The sequence below is a fragment of the Paramicrobacterium fandaimingii genome, from assembly GCF_011751745.2.
Lineage (GTDB): Bacteria > Actinomycetota > Actinomycetes > Actinomycetales > Microbacteriaceae > Paramicrobacterium > Paramicrobacterium fandaimingii.
Genome location: NZ_CP061170.1, coordinates 1,559,974 through 1,571,991 on the forward strand (window position 1 = coordinate 1,559,974; position 12,018 = coordinate 1,571,991).

Sequence of the window (12,018 nt, forward strand, 5' to 3'; positions counted from 1 at the left end):
ATGTTCTACTGGATCATGAAGAACGTGATCGTCGGCCCCTTGGTCACGGCGATCTTTCGCCCCTGGGTCGTGGGCGCCGAGAACGTGCCAGCACACGGGCCGGCGATCATTGCGAGCAACCACCTTTCGGTGATCGATTCGATCTTCCTCCCGCTCTACCTCAACCGTCGCATCTCGTTTCTTGCAAAGAGCGATTACTTTACAGGCAAGGGCATCAAGGGCTGGGCGACGCGGGCGTTCATGACGGCGACGGGTCAGATTCCGATCGACCGGTCGGGTGGCAAAGCCTCCGAGGCATCGCTCAACACGGGACTCGCCGTGCTGGGCCGCGGTGAGCTTCTGGGCATCTACCCTGAGGGGACACGCAGTCCTGATGCCCGCATGTACCGCGGGCGCACCGGAGTCGCGCGAATGGTGCTCGAAGCGCGTGTGCCGATCATTCCCGTCGTCATGGTGAACACCGAGCACATCATGCCGATCGGCACCCGACTTCCTCACATCAAGCGCCCAGGGCTCATCTTCGGCGAGCCCCTCGACTTCAGCCGATTCGAAGGACTCGAGGGCGATCGATTCATCCTGCGCTCGGTCACAGACGAGCTGATGTACGAGCTGCAGCGGCTCAGCCAGCAGAAATACGTTGACGTGTATGCGACGTCGGTGAAGGACAAGCAGGCCCGGGTTTCGCGATAGGCTGAGAGCCGCGCATCGCGCTCTCCCATTCCCGCTCGCACACAGAAACAGGACAGCCCGTGACAATGTCAAATGACCCGGTAGTGAAGGCTGATGACTCAGTGATCGCCGGTCTCGACTATTGGCGCGAGCTTCCGATTAAGCAGCAGCCGGCATGGCCGGATCAGGATGCTGTCGCCGAGGTCTCTCGCGAAATCGAGACGCTTCCGCCGCTGGTGTTCGCCGGCGAAGTCGATCTGCTGCGCGACCGTATTGCCCGAGCTGCGCGCGGTGAGGCTTTTCTGCTTCAGGGCGGAGACTGCGCCGAGACGTTTGCCGGTGCCACGGCCGACCAGATCCGCAATCGGGTCAAGACGATTCTGCAGATGGCCGTTGTGCTGACGTACGGCGCATCAATGCCCGTCGTCAAGATGGGGCGCATGGCTGGCCAGTTCGCCAAGCCTCGCTCCAGCGACACAGAGACGCGTGGCGATGTGACGCTTCCCGCCTACCGCGGCGACATCGTCAACGGGTATGACTTCACACCCGAATCGCGGCGCGCAGATCCCAATCGTCTTCTCCGCGGGTACCACATGGCCGCGTCGACGCTGAACCTCATTCGCGCTTTCACCCAGGGCGGATTTGCCGACCTGCGCGAGGTGCACTCGTGGAACAAAGGATTCGCGGCGAACCCCGCGAATCAGCGGTATGAGCACCTTGCCAAGGAGATCGACCGCGCCATCAAGTTCATGGAGGCAGCGGGGGCCGACTTCGACGAACTCAAGCGCGTTGAGTTCTACACGGCGCACGAAGGCCTTCTCATGGACTACGAGCGGCCCATGACGCGCATCGATTCGCGCACAGGCCAGCCGTACAACACGTCTGGGCACTTCATCTGGATCGGCGAGCGGACACGCGACCTCGATGGCGCACACGTTGATTTCCTGTCGCGTGTGCACAACCCGATCGGCGTGAAGCTCGGGCCGACGACGTCGGCAGACGACATGCTGCGCCTGATCGACAAGCTCGACCCCGAGCGCCGCCCTGGTCGACTCACGTTCATCACGCGAATGGGTGCGGGCAAGATCCGCGACGCGCTTCCTCCGCTGCTTGAGCGCATCAAACAAGAAGAGGCGAACCCGCTGTGGGTCACCGACCCGATGCACGGAAACGGCATCACGACGCCGAACGGCTACAAGACCCGTCGCTTTGACGACGTCGTCGATGAGGTTCAGGGGTTCTTCGAGGCGCACCGCGCTGTCGGAACGCACCCGGGCGGCATCCATGTCGAGCTCACGGGAGACGACGTCACCGAATGCCTCGGCGGCTCAGAGCACATTGACGAAGAGACGCTGTCGACGCGCTACGAGTCGCTGTGCGACCCGCGACTCAATCACATGCAGTCGCTCGAGCTCGCCTTCCTCGTGGCCGAGCAGCTCGGCAAGGGCTGACGAGCGGCACCGACTGAAGCAGAGAGGGCAGGCTACGCGCCTGTCCTCTCTGCTGTGCGTCAGAGGTTCGCGACGATGGTCACCGTCGAGCCGCGCTTGATCATCGCGCCCGCTTCGGGGTCTGTCGAGTCGACGGCGAAGAGATCGTTGATGACAGCATCCCAGTATTGTTTGGGGATGTTGGAGTCGATCTTCACCGTGAAGTCGGCCTCCTCGAGCGTCTGCTTCGCCTCGTTGACGGTCATGCCGACGACATCGGGGACCGCGACGAGGTCCTGCCCCTTCGACACCAGCAGGTTGACACTGTCGCCTGGTGCCAGCGGCTTTTCATAATCGACAGAGATGACCTTGCCCTTCGGCACGTCATCGCTGAACTTCTCGGAGACGGAGCCCAGTTTGAGCCCGGCCTCGTCCAGTGCCGCAGTTGCGGCATCCTTGGTCTCGCCGACCAACTGGGGAACGGATCCGACCGAGACGATGAGATCGACGGTCTTGCCCTGGAACGTATCGGCGCCGCCCGTGACATCGTCACCGTCGATGGATGCCGCGATCACGCCGTCTGCGGCGACATCGGAGTTGAATTGGTAGCTGGCGTCGCCCATCTTCAAGCCCAGGTCTTCAATGGTCTTCTGTGCGTCAGCGATGGCAACGCCTGCCAGCGAGGGAAGCGTCTCTGGTTTCGGCCCGAGAGAGACATTTACCGTCACTGTCGAATTCTTATAGACGAGATCGCCCGGGCTGGGGCTCGTGCTCGTGACGAGTCCTTTGTCAATGTTGAGGCTGTATTCCTCACCGGCTTCCACGAGGAGGCCCAGTTCGGTCAACGCTGCCGAAGCTTCATCGGGAGACCCGCCGACGAGGCTCTCGGGAATGGCGATGCGCGAACCGGGGCCGGTTCCGTAAAACCATCCGGTGCCGCCAACGACGGCGCAGAGCAGCACGACGATCAGAAACATCCACAGGCCCTTGCGGCGACGCTTTGTGACTGTCGTTGTGAGTTTCTTCACCGTTCCCGTTGTCGCCACCATCGAGCCGAGAGGGTCCGTTGTTCCTGTCGGCGTCGTGGGAGAGTCGAACGCCGTCGTTGCGCCAAACGCCGCTGTCTCACCAAACGCGACGGTGTCGTCCATGGGGAACGCCACGGTGTGCTGCGTCGGTGTCGATGAAAGGGCGTAGCCGAGCTCGGCCTCCACCTCGTGCAGACGATCGAGCATCTCCTGAGCGTCGGCCGGCCGTTCGTCGGGGTCCCGCTCCGTCGCCCACAACACCATGTCGTCGATCTCATCTGGGATGTTCGGTACGCGGGCGCTGGGGCGGGGAACAGAATCGTTCGCATGCTGGTAGGCGATCTGCATGGGCTGCTCGCCCTTGTACGGCTGGTCGCCTGTGAGCATCTCGTACATCATGATGCCCAGCGCATAGATATCGCTGCGGGTGTCGGCCATGCCTCGAGTGACGAGCTCGGGGGAGAGGTAGGCGATGGTGCCGAGCAGCGCCTGCCCTGTCGCGGTGTTTGCCGAGGCGGCTCGAGCGAGGCCGAAGTCACTGATCTTGATGCGCCCGTCATCGGCAAGAAGCACGTTCTCTGGCTTCACATCGCGATGCACGATTCCGGCGCGGTGGGCTGACGCCAGACCGGTGAGAACGGCATCCATGATGTCGACGACCTGCTGTGGCGTCAGGGAGCCGTGATCGCGAAGCAGCTCGCGCAACGTGATTCCCGGCAGGTACTCCATGATCAGGTAGGCCATGTCGCCGTCTTGACCCTGGTCAAAGACGCTGACGACGTGCGGATTCGCGAGTCGAGCCGCCGATCGGGCTTCTTGCACGAATCGGTTGGTGAACGCCTGGTCATCGCTCAGGTGGCCGTGCATCACCTTGATCGCGACGCGCCGCTCCAACCGATGATCTGTCGCGACATAGACTGTAGCCATTCCGCCGCGCGCGATGCGCGAGCGCACCTCATATCGGCCGTCGATGACACGGCCGATCAGAGGATCGGTTTGCTGGCTAGTCGTCACGACACGAGTCTACGAACCGCACACTGAGTGTCAGCACGGACACACGGGTTGCGCGCCTATTCGACCCTCTTCGTTATGGGATTGTCAGCCGAGCTGCGCCAGCCAGGACCGGGCAGACGTCTCCCATTTCGCATACGCATCGGGGTAGGCCGAGATCTGTACGGCCTGCGCGGCTTCCGTCACAGACATGTCTTGCCACCCGGAGATGTCGAGAAGGCCTCGCGTCTTACCGGAGACACCGACAAAGAAGACCTTTGCCGAATACTCCGGATTCATGATCTGCTCCTTCGTTCCCCAGCCCTGACTTGAACGCTGTTGAAAGAGGCCCAGAGAGTCGCGATCTCCCCCGTTGACGTTGCGAAGGCTCGACTCCTGCATTGCGGCGGCCAGCGCGACGACGAGTCCGTAATCACTGACGCCCAACGAATGGCCAACGCGAATGATCGTCTGTGCGTTTGTCTTCATCTCCGCCGTCAGCGGGGTGACGCTCTCGTCAGTTGACTTCTTCGACGATTCAGACTCCGTTGATCCCGTGCCGGGAATCGTGAGCTTCTGTCCAACATAGATAATGCTCGACCAGGTCAGACCGTTGGCATCGAGAACCGCCTGAATGCTCACGTCATGTGCGGAAGCGATCCCGCCGACCGTGTCGCCCGAGACGACGGTGTACGTTCCGCCTTTCGACGTGGAATCATGCGACTCGGATTTCTTCGACTCTGACTTCTTCGAGTCGGACGAGCCCGAGGAGCTTCCGGGGATGGTCAGCTTCTGGCCTGGGAAGATCACAGACGACCACGAGAGGCCGTTGGCGTCGAGAACGGATGTCGTGCTGACCCCAAACCGTGAGGCAATGCCGCCGACAGTGTCACCGGAGACCACCGTGTAGGTGCTTCCCTTCGACGAGTGTGATTCGTTCGACTCCGTATTCTTCGTCGACGATGACGTCTTCGACCCCGAGCTCTCCGCAGGAATGATGAGCTTCTGCCCGGGGTAGATGACGCTCGACCACTCCAGCGAATTCGCCGTGAGCACGGACTGCGTGCTCACACCGTGGCTGCTGGCGATTCGACTGACAGTGTCGCCTGATCTCACGACGTGCGTTGACTGAGTGGATGCTGTCGACGCGGAGGCCCGAGGTGTCGACGATGAGGTCGTGGCAGCGAGAGTCAGATTCTGACCCTCGTGCACAGAGCTGTCGGCAGCAAGGCCATTGAGGGCGGCAACGGTTTCGGCCGCGAGCCCGAAGCGGGTGGCGATGACGGCGATGCTATCGTTCGCTCCGACCGTGTACGACGCTGGCGCGGGAAGAAAATGTGACCTGTGCGTCAGGGTCCCCGAGCCCCGTGTGAATCCATCGGGGCCGTGGTCCGCGGTGTGATGCTCGTCGGCGTGCGCCGGCATGATCTGCATTCCGGCGGCCACGGCGCTCAGCAGCGCAATCGGCACAATGCTTTTCTTGATTGTCGTCGTCGGCATTCTGTCCCCCTCGCAATGTCGTACAACGTCCCAACCGTTACATACGCGTGTGAAGCGTGTCAATAAAAGAGATGGATGAGAACTATGTTATTTGGCGGTCCACTGTTGCCCAAGTGGCTAATGTGATTAATGTGGTGAACGTTATAATAAAAAACGCGCAGTGATCGGTCATGGATGCTGTTGAAATGCCGCAACTGGCCTGAGCTCGCCAATCGTGGCACACTCGAATCGTGACTCACGACGACGCCTCAACTCAATGGCTCACCATCCCCGATCTCGCTGAGATGCTCGATGTGAAGCTGAGCCGCGTGCGCCGGCTCATTGAGGATCGTGAGCTCTTGGCAGTGCGCAGAGACGGGGTGCTCGTCGTGCCCGCTGATTTTCTGCGCGACGGTGAGCCGCTCACGGAGCTTCGAGGCACGTTCATCGTGCTGTCAGACGCCGGCTTTGATGACGAAGAGATTCTCACCTGGCTCACCGAAGCCGATGACTCCATCGGCGACACCCCATTGAATGCGTTGAGAGCAGGTCGCAAATCCGAGGTGCGACGAGTGGCTCAGGCGCTCGCGTAGCTGCTATGCGTCGCGCTGCGTGACGGCACCCGCGAGGCTGAGCAGTTCGTCAATCGCGCCGCCGTCGAGCGGTGCGTTTCGAATTGCCTCCGATGCCCTCGCCACTTCGTCGACGATGCGGGTCTCGACCTTCGCGTCTGCCTCGCTCTCACGGATCATCGTCTGAATTCGTGCGACGTCTGCGTCTCTGAGCTGCGGATCACCGAGAAGCCCATCGAGTTCGTCACGTCCAGCGGGGGAGAGTGCCATGCGGGTCAGCCCGATGAGTACTGTCCGTTTTCCTTCGCGCAGGTCATCGCCGCTCGGCTTGCCCGTGACTGTCGAATCGCCGAAGACCCCGAGAAGGTCGTCGCGAAGCTGGTACGCGATGCCGAGGGGCAGTCCGTATGCGCGAAGCGCCGCGAGCTGGTCTGGTTGGCCGCCGCCCACAAGGGCGCCGAGCGACAGTGGAGCTTCGACGCTGTATTTGGCTGATTTGAAGGTGGCTACCGTTTCGGCGCGGCGGACTTGTTCGGCATCGGTGTGCGTGGCCCAGGATTTCTCTTCGAGGATGTCGAGATATTGGCCAGCCGTCACCTCTGTGCGCATGCGACGAAACTCATTGCGGGCAACGCGTGCGATCGCGGGGTCGTTCAATGCAGCGAGCGCGTCGTCGAGCAGCTCGTCGCTCCAGCCGAGAAGCAGATCGCCGAGAAGCAGGGCCGCAGAGCGGCCGTATTCCTCAGAATCGCCGGCCCAGCGCGAATCCCTATGCTGTCGTTCAAATTGCCGGTGTGCCGACGGGCGTCCGCGGCGGGTGTCTGAATTGTCGATGATGTCGTCGTGCACGAGGGCCGCGGCATGGAAAATCTCGAGCGCGGATGCCGCGCCGATAATGGCTTCTGTCGCGTGTGACGCTGACGATCCCGTTACCGCGTGCCAGCCCTGATGGCAGAACTGAGCCCTGAACCTTTTTCCCCCTCTGAGAAATTCCCTTGAGAAGCTCGAGAATTGAGCTGTTTCCTCGGCAACTCCCGCCAAGATAGAGGTGCGCGCACTGAGAAACTCGTCGAGCCGAGTCTGGATAAACTGGAGCAGATGCTGTGGATCAGGCACGCGTCTAGCCTAGCCACATGAAGGCGGGATAGAATTGGTGCAGACATTGAGTCGCATCCGAACTCGTGAGAAGGGGGAAGGCGATGCCACTATCTGAACAGGAGCAGAGGCTCCTCGATGAGATGGAGCGTCACCTCTATAGGAATGACGCTGATTTCGTTTCGACGACAGGGGATCGTCGAGGCCGTCCCTCGTACCGCAGCATCGCTCTGGGCAGCCTTGTTGTGCTCATCGGCATCGGCGCACTCGTCGCTGCCGTGATGATCCAGCAGCCTGTCGTCGGGGTCGTCGGATTTGTCGTCATGCTGGGTGGTGTGCTCCTGGCAATGCAGCCGTCGAAGCATTCCGCTGAGCCCGCGGGGGACAAGAGCAAAGCACAGAAGACCCCGCGTGACGGCGCAAATTTCATGGACAAGATGAACAATCGCTGGGATCGTCGCCAGGAAAACGAACGCTGATTTTTACGTAGCTCCCTCTGACGGAGCGTGAAAAGGAATCGACCTGCGGGTCGGTTCCTTTTTTTGTGCGTGCGTGGCGGCAACAGCCGTCATCCATTTCCCTCCACCACCGTTCGTCACGCTCCGTCTCGACAGATCTGCCTAGCCCTCCACCGCGGCCGTTTGTGACTCGAGAGGCCCCTAATGCGGTGTCTCTGGCCAGTTATGCTCCGGATTGTGAAAAATCACTCCACCTTGCTCCACCTCAAAATTGCTTGTGTTTACGGGGTTCTTCACACTAAGTTCGCAAGAGATAGGCAAATGTGCTTCTGTTTGTGGTGCATTGTGGAGTAAAGTGGAGCAAGACTCCACGTTGGCCGGCGAAGAGGGGGAGGGCTCGATGTTTCTCGGCACGTACTCTCCAAAGCTCGACGACAAAGGGCGCATCATTCTTCCGGCGAAGTTTCGCGACGAACTCGCGGGCGGCGTCGTGATGACCCGGGGGCAGGAAAACTGCGTCTACGTGTTCAGCACGCGTGAGTTCGAGGAGATGCACGAGAAGATCCGGCAGGCCCCGGTTACCTCGAAGCAGGCGCGCGACTATCTTCGTGTTTTTCTCTCTGGCGCGAGCCCGGAAACACCGGACAAGCAGAACCGCATCACCATTCCGCACAACCTTCGTTCGTACGCGGGCCTCGATCGCGAGCTCACGGTGATTGGCGCCGGAAGCCGCGCCGAGATCTGGGACTCCGAGGCATGGGAGACCTACCTCGCCGAGCAGGAATCAGTGTTCTCCGACACCGCGGAGGAGGTGATTCCGGGACTCTTCTGATCCCTCGTCGCCGACTCCCAGCCGTTGGCGCCCTGACACACTTCCCCGGTGCCAGGTCGAACGGATGGGGATCAGCGCCGAGGGCCCGGTGACATCAATGGCACACAACGACATTCACACTCCCGTTCTCCTCGACCGCTGCGTCGACCTTCTCGCTCCCGCGCTCGACGGGCCCGGACGAGTCGTCATCGACGCGACGCTCGGCATGGGCGGCCACAGCGAGGCAATGCTCGAACGGTTTCCCGATGTGCACCTGATCGGCATCGACAGAGATGCCGATGCGCTTCAGATCGCGGGGGAGCGTCTCGCCCGGTTCGATGACCGCGTGACATTCGTCAAAACCGAGTATGACGACATCGAGGGAGCACTCTCCGCAGCAGGCGTTGATCACCTCGACGGCATCCTGTTCGACCTCGGTGTGTCGTCGCTTCAGCTCGATCGCGCAGAGCGCGGGTTCTCGTACTCTCACGATGCGCCACTCGACATGCGCATGGACGCGGACAGCGAGCTTACGGCCGAGAGCGTGCTCGCGACGTACAGCGAGGCCGACCTGAGAAGAATCTTTCACCGATATGGCGAGGAGAAGCTTGCCGGACGATTTGCGCGAACGATCGTGAGGATGCGAGACGAGCAGCCTCTGCACACGTCCGCGCAGCTTGTGCAGCTGATCGACACGGCAACACCGGCAGCGGTGCGGCGCAGCGGGCACCCGGCCAAGCGTGTTTTCCAAGCGCTGCGCATCGAGGTGAACAGCGAGCTCGCCGTGCTCGAGAGCGCGATACCCGCAGCGCTTGACGCTGTCGCGGTTGGCGGACGAATTGTCGTCATGTCGTACCAGTCGCTGGAAGACCGCATCGTCAAGCGCGCACTTCACGCGGCATCCCAGTCGAGTGCGCCTGCGGGGCTGCCGCTTGAGCTGCCGGAGCATCAACCGAAATTTGAGCTGCTGACGCGCGGCGCCGAGCGGGCGAGCGAGTCGGAGATGGCTGCGAACCCGCGGGCGACGCCCGTGCGGCTCCGCGCGGCTGAACGGATCAGGGGGAAGAATCGATGAGCACTGGAGTGGCGCACAGCATTCGTCCGCTGCGGGCGCCGGAACGCGAGACGCAGCGGCCTCCGCTTCGGGCTGTTCCCCTGCACACCGTCAGAAAGTCGCGTCCGAAGATCGCCTACGCGGTCACGACGATCGCTGCGGTCAGCGGCATCGTCATCGCCCAGCTGCTCTCGAGTGTCGCACTGAGCCAGGGTGCGTATGAGCTCTCGGCCCTCAAATCGCAGCAGGGCGATCTCAAGCTTGCTCAGCAGTCCCTCACCGAGCAGATCGATGTGCTCAACTCGCCGCAGCACATCGCCGAGAGCGCACAGACACTCGGAATGGTGATCAATCAGAGTCCGGTCTACATTCGGCTCTCTGATGGCACGGTGCTCGGCCAGCCCGGCCCTGGCGGTCAGGCAACGGAGCGGCCCCTCGCAGGTGGCATGGTCGGCAACAGCCTCCTTGACCAGCTCGGGCCGGTCGACACCAAGAAAGACGATTCGGCTCAGCGCGACTCTGAGGATTCAGCAGGGGCAGGCGAGTCTGGCTCGAAACCGCCGCCCACGCAGGTAATCTTCGAAAACGGCCTACCGTCTCCCAAAACCCACTGACGTAGCCGTGTCGTCGTGAGGATCCCTTAGTGCAACACGCGAATCGAACCAGCAGGCGTCGCGCCTTCATCGCGGTCATCTGTGTGCTTGGCGTTTTCGCCGCTTTTGTCATTCGACTCATTGACATTCAGGTTGTGAACGCCTCGTCGCTCCAGGCTGATGCTGCAGATAAGACGTCGGGGGAGCTTACCGTCTACGGCGAACGAGGCGACATCGTCGATTCAGACGGTGACGTGCTGGCTGGCAGCGTGATGCGGTACGACCTGTCTATCGCGCCGGCGAACGTCAATCAGTTCACGCGCACGGGAGACGACGGGGAGAAGACGAAGGTCAGCGTCGAGCAGGCGACGAGCGAACTCGGCGACATCATCGGCGTTTCCGGCAAAGACATCCTCGATATTGTCTCTGGCGCGTTGGACGAGGACGCCAATTCGCTGTACGCGCGAATAGCGAAGTCCGTGGGTGTCGATCAATATCGCGCCGTTGATGCTCTCGATATTCCCTGGCTGTACGCAAAGAAGCATCCCGCCCGCTTTTATCCGAACGGTGCCGTTGCCGGCAACGTCGTCGGTTTCGTCGGTTCAGACCAGGAGCCACTTGCCGGGGTCGAGCGGTTCATGAACACCTGTCTGAAGTCCCAGAACGGCACGCAGGCGTATCAGCGCGGCAAAGACGGCGTCGCGATCCCCGGGTCGATGCAGACGACCCAGCCGGCAGAGAACGGCGGCACAGTCAAGCTCACCCTCGACTCAGATCTGCAGTGGTATGCCCAGCAGCGACTTGCCGAGCAGGTGACAGCCACTCACGGCACCTGGGGAATCGTCACGGTGATGGAGGCGAAGACCGGCAAAATCAAGGCGCTAGCCGAGTATCCGTCCGTCGACCCCACGAATGTCTCTGCGACAGACGCGGAAGACCGTGGCGCCCGCGCCTTCACAACACCGTACGCACCGGGCTCGACGTTTAAGGCCCTCATCGCCGCGTCGCTGATTGACGCTGGGCTTGCCGATCCGACGACGCATGTTGTCGCTGACGGCTGGTATTACCCGAGCAATGGCGCCGAGATCAAAGACTCGTTCCCGCACGGTCCGATGAACCTCACGCTGACGGGAGTGATCTCGGAATCGTCGAACACCGGCATCTCGCAGCTGGGTGAGAAAATGTCGGCGAAGAATCGCTACGAGTACTTGCAGAAGTTTGGGGTGGGCTCAAAGAGCGCCATCGGGTTCCCTGGTGAGTCGTCTGGCGTGCTGCATCCGTGGGAGAAATGGGACAACCAGACGTTCTACGCGACGATGTTCGGCCAGGGTCTGACCACGACAGCCATTCAAGATGTGAGCGCATACCAAGCACTCGCGAACGGCGGCGTGAGACTTCCCGCGCAGCTCGTTGAAGGCTGTCAGCAGCCAGACGGTACCCTGACGAATGTTCCCAGCGACTCGGGCACCCGCGTGGTGTCAGAGAACGCCGCAGACCTGACGGTGCAGATGCTCGAGAGCGTTCCGACCGAGGGCCATTTCGGCACCATGCTGCAGATTCCCGGCTACCGCGTCGCGGCAAAGTCCGGAACGGCTCAGCAAGGCGACGGCTCTGGCGGCCTCAAATCCACCTATATCGTGTCGATGACGGGCATGGCGCCCGCCGAAGATCCTGAGTATGTGGTTTCAGTTACGATCGCGAATCCGACTACCATTAGGTCGTCTGCGGCTGCAGCTCCAACCTTTCAGCAGGTGCTCACACAGGTCTTGAAGTCGTACGACGTCCCGCCGTCAACGGAGCCGGCTCCCAACTGGCCGACGCGATTCTAGAACGTCGCAT

11 protein-coding genes are annotated in these 12,018 nt (G+C 61.6%); 8 read left to right on the top strand and 3 right to left on the bottom strand.

Annotated features, from left to right (window positions below; genetic code table 11):
* Nucleotides 1–690, top strand: coding sequence for a lysophospholipid acyltransferase family protein (locus tag HCR84_RS07585; protein ID WP_166983486.1), 690 nt, complete (start codon nt 1–3; stop codon nt 688–690).
* A gap of 65 nt (nt 691–755) precedes the next feature.
* Complete coding sequence (locus tag HCR84_RS07590; RefSeq protein ID WP_166983858.1) at nt 756–2,120, top strand: class II 3-deoxy-7-phosphoheptulonate synthase; 1,365 nt, start codon at nt 756–758, stop codon at nt 2,118–2,120.
* A 59-nt stretch (nt 2,121–2,179) separates the two neighbouring features.
* Here HCR84_RS07590 and pknB read toward each other — a convergent pair whose 3' ends face one another.
* Together pknB and HCR84_RS07600 are read right to left on the bottom strand one after the other, a co-directional pair.
* Nucleotides 2,180–4,141, bottom strand: a complete 1,962-nt coding sequence (gene pknB, locus HCR84_RS07595) for a Stk1 family PASTA domain-containing Ser/Thr kinase (protein ID WP_166983487.1) — start codon at nt 4,139–4,141, stop codon at nt 2,180–2,182.
* Between the two features lie 84 nt (nt 4,142–4,225).
* The gene (locus HCR84_RS07600; protein WP_166983488.1) at nt 4,226–5,617 is read right to left on the bottom strand and encodes a LysM peptidoglycan-binding domain-containing protein; all 1,392 of its coding nucleotides are present in this window, start codon (nt 5,615–5,617) and stop codon (nt 4,226–4,228) included.
* A 230-nt stretch (nt 5,618–5,847) separates the two neighbouring features.
* Between HCR84_RS07600 and HCR84_RS07605 the strand changes: the two genes are divergently transcribed.
* Nucleotides 5,848–6,189, top strand: coding sequence for an Rv2175c family DNA-binding protein (locus HCR84_RS07605; protein WP_338040137.1), 342 nt, complete (start codon nt 5,848–5,850; stop codon nt 6,187–6,189).
* 3 nt (nt 6,190–6,192) lie between these two features.
* On the opposite strand, the gene HCR84_RS07610 is transcribed toward HCR84_RS07605, so the two are convergent.
* On the bottom strand, nt 6,193–7,284 hold the full coding sequence (locus HCR84_RS07610; RefSeq protein WP_166983489.1) for a polyprenyl synthetase family protein: 1,092 nt from the start codon (nt 7,282–7,284) through the stop codon (nt 6,193–6,195).
* Between the two features lie 83 nt (nt 7,285–7,367).
* On the opposite strand from HCR84_RS07610, the gene HCR84_RS07615 reads away from it, so the two are divergent.
* From HCR84_RS07615 to HCR84_RS07635, 5 genes are all read left to right on the top strand, one after another.
* Nucleotides 7,368–7,742, top strand: a complete 375-nt coding sequence (locus HCR84_RS07615; protein WP_166983490.1) for an SCO2097 family morphological protein — start codon at nt 7,368–7,370, stop codon at nt 7,740–7,742.
* Between the two features lie 379 nt (nt 7,743–8,121).
* On the top strand, nt 8,122–8,553 hold the full coding sequence (mraZ, locus tag HCR84_RS07620) for a division/cell wall cluster transcriptional repressor MraZ (protein ID WP_166983860.1): 432 nt from the start codon (nt 8,122–8,124) through the stop codon (nt 8,551–8,553).
* Nucleotides 8,554–8,650: 97 nt separating this feature from the next.
* Nucleotides 8,651–9,607, top strand: coding sequence for a 16S rRNA (cytosine(1402)-N(4))-methyltransferase RsmH (rsmH, locus tag HCR84_RS07625; RefSeq protein ID WP_166983491.1), 957 nt, complete (start codon nt 8,651–8,653; stop codon nt 9,605–9,607).
* Complete coding sequence (gene ftsL, locus HCR84_RS07630; protein WP_166983492.1) at nt 9,604–10,200, top strand: cell division protein FtsL; 597 nt, start codon at nt 9,604–9,606, stop codon at nt 10,198–10,200. Before rsmH ends, ftsL begins: the two co-directional genes overlap by 4 nt.
* Nucleotides 10,201–10,229: 29 nt before the next feature.
* Nucleotides 10,230–12,008 carry a peptidoglycan D,D-transpeptidase FtsI family protein gene (locus tag HCR84_RS07635; protein WP_166983493.1) on the top strand — a complete coding sequence of 593 codons (1,779 nt, stop codon included), beginning with the start codon at nt 10,230–10,232 and terminating at the stop codon, nt 12,006–12,008.
* Nucleotides 12,009–12,018: the final 10 nt, after the last annotated feature.

Excerpts from the sequence above, each read along its gene's own strand:
- HCR84_RS07585 (WP_166983486.1), top strand. The coding sequence starts at position 1 with ATGTTCTACTGGATCATGAAGAACGTGATCGTCGGCCCCTTGGTCACG.
- HCR84_RS07590 (WP_166983858.1), top strand. The coding sequence starts at position 756 with ATGTCAAATGACCCGGTAGTGAAGGCTGATGACTCAGTGATCGCCGGT.
- HCR84_RS07600 (WP_166983488.1), bottom strand. The coding sequence starts at position 5,617 with ATGCCGACGACGACAATCAAGAAAAGCATTGTGCCGATTGCGCTGCTG.
- HCR84_RS07615 (WP_166983490.1), top strand. The coding sequence starts at position 7,368 with ATGCCACTATCTGAACAGGAGCAGAGGCTCCTCGATGAGATGGAGCGT.
- mraZ (WP_166983860.1), top strand. The coding sequence starts at position 8,122 with ATGTTTCTCGGCACGTACTCTCCAAAGCTCGACGACAAAGGGCGCATC.
- rsmH (WP_166983491.1), top strand. The coding sequence starts at position 8,651 with ATGGCACACAACGACATTCACACTCCCGTTCTCCTCGACCGCTGCGTC.
- ftsL (WP_166983492.1), top strand. The coding sequence starts at position 9,604 with ATGAGCACTGGAGTGGCGCACAGCATTCGTCCGCTGCGGGCGCCGGAA.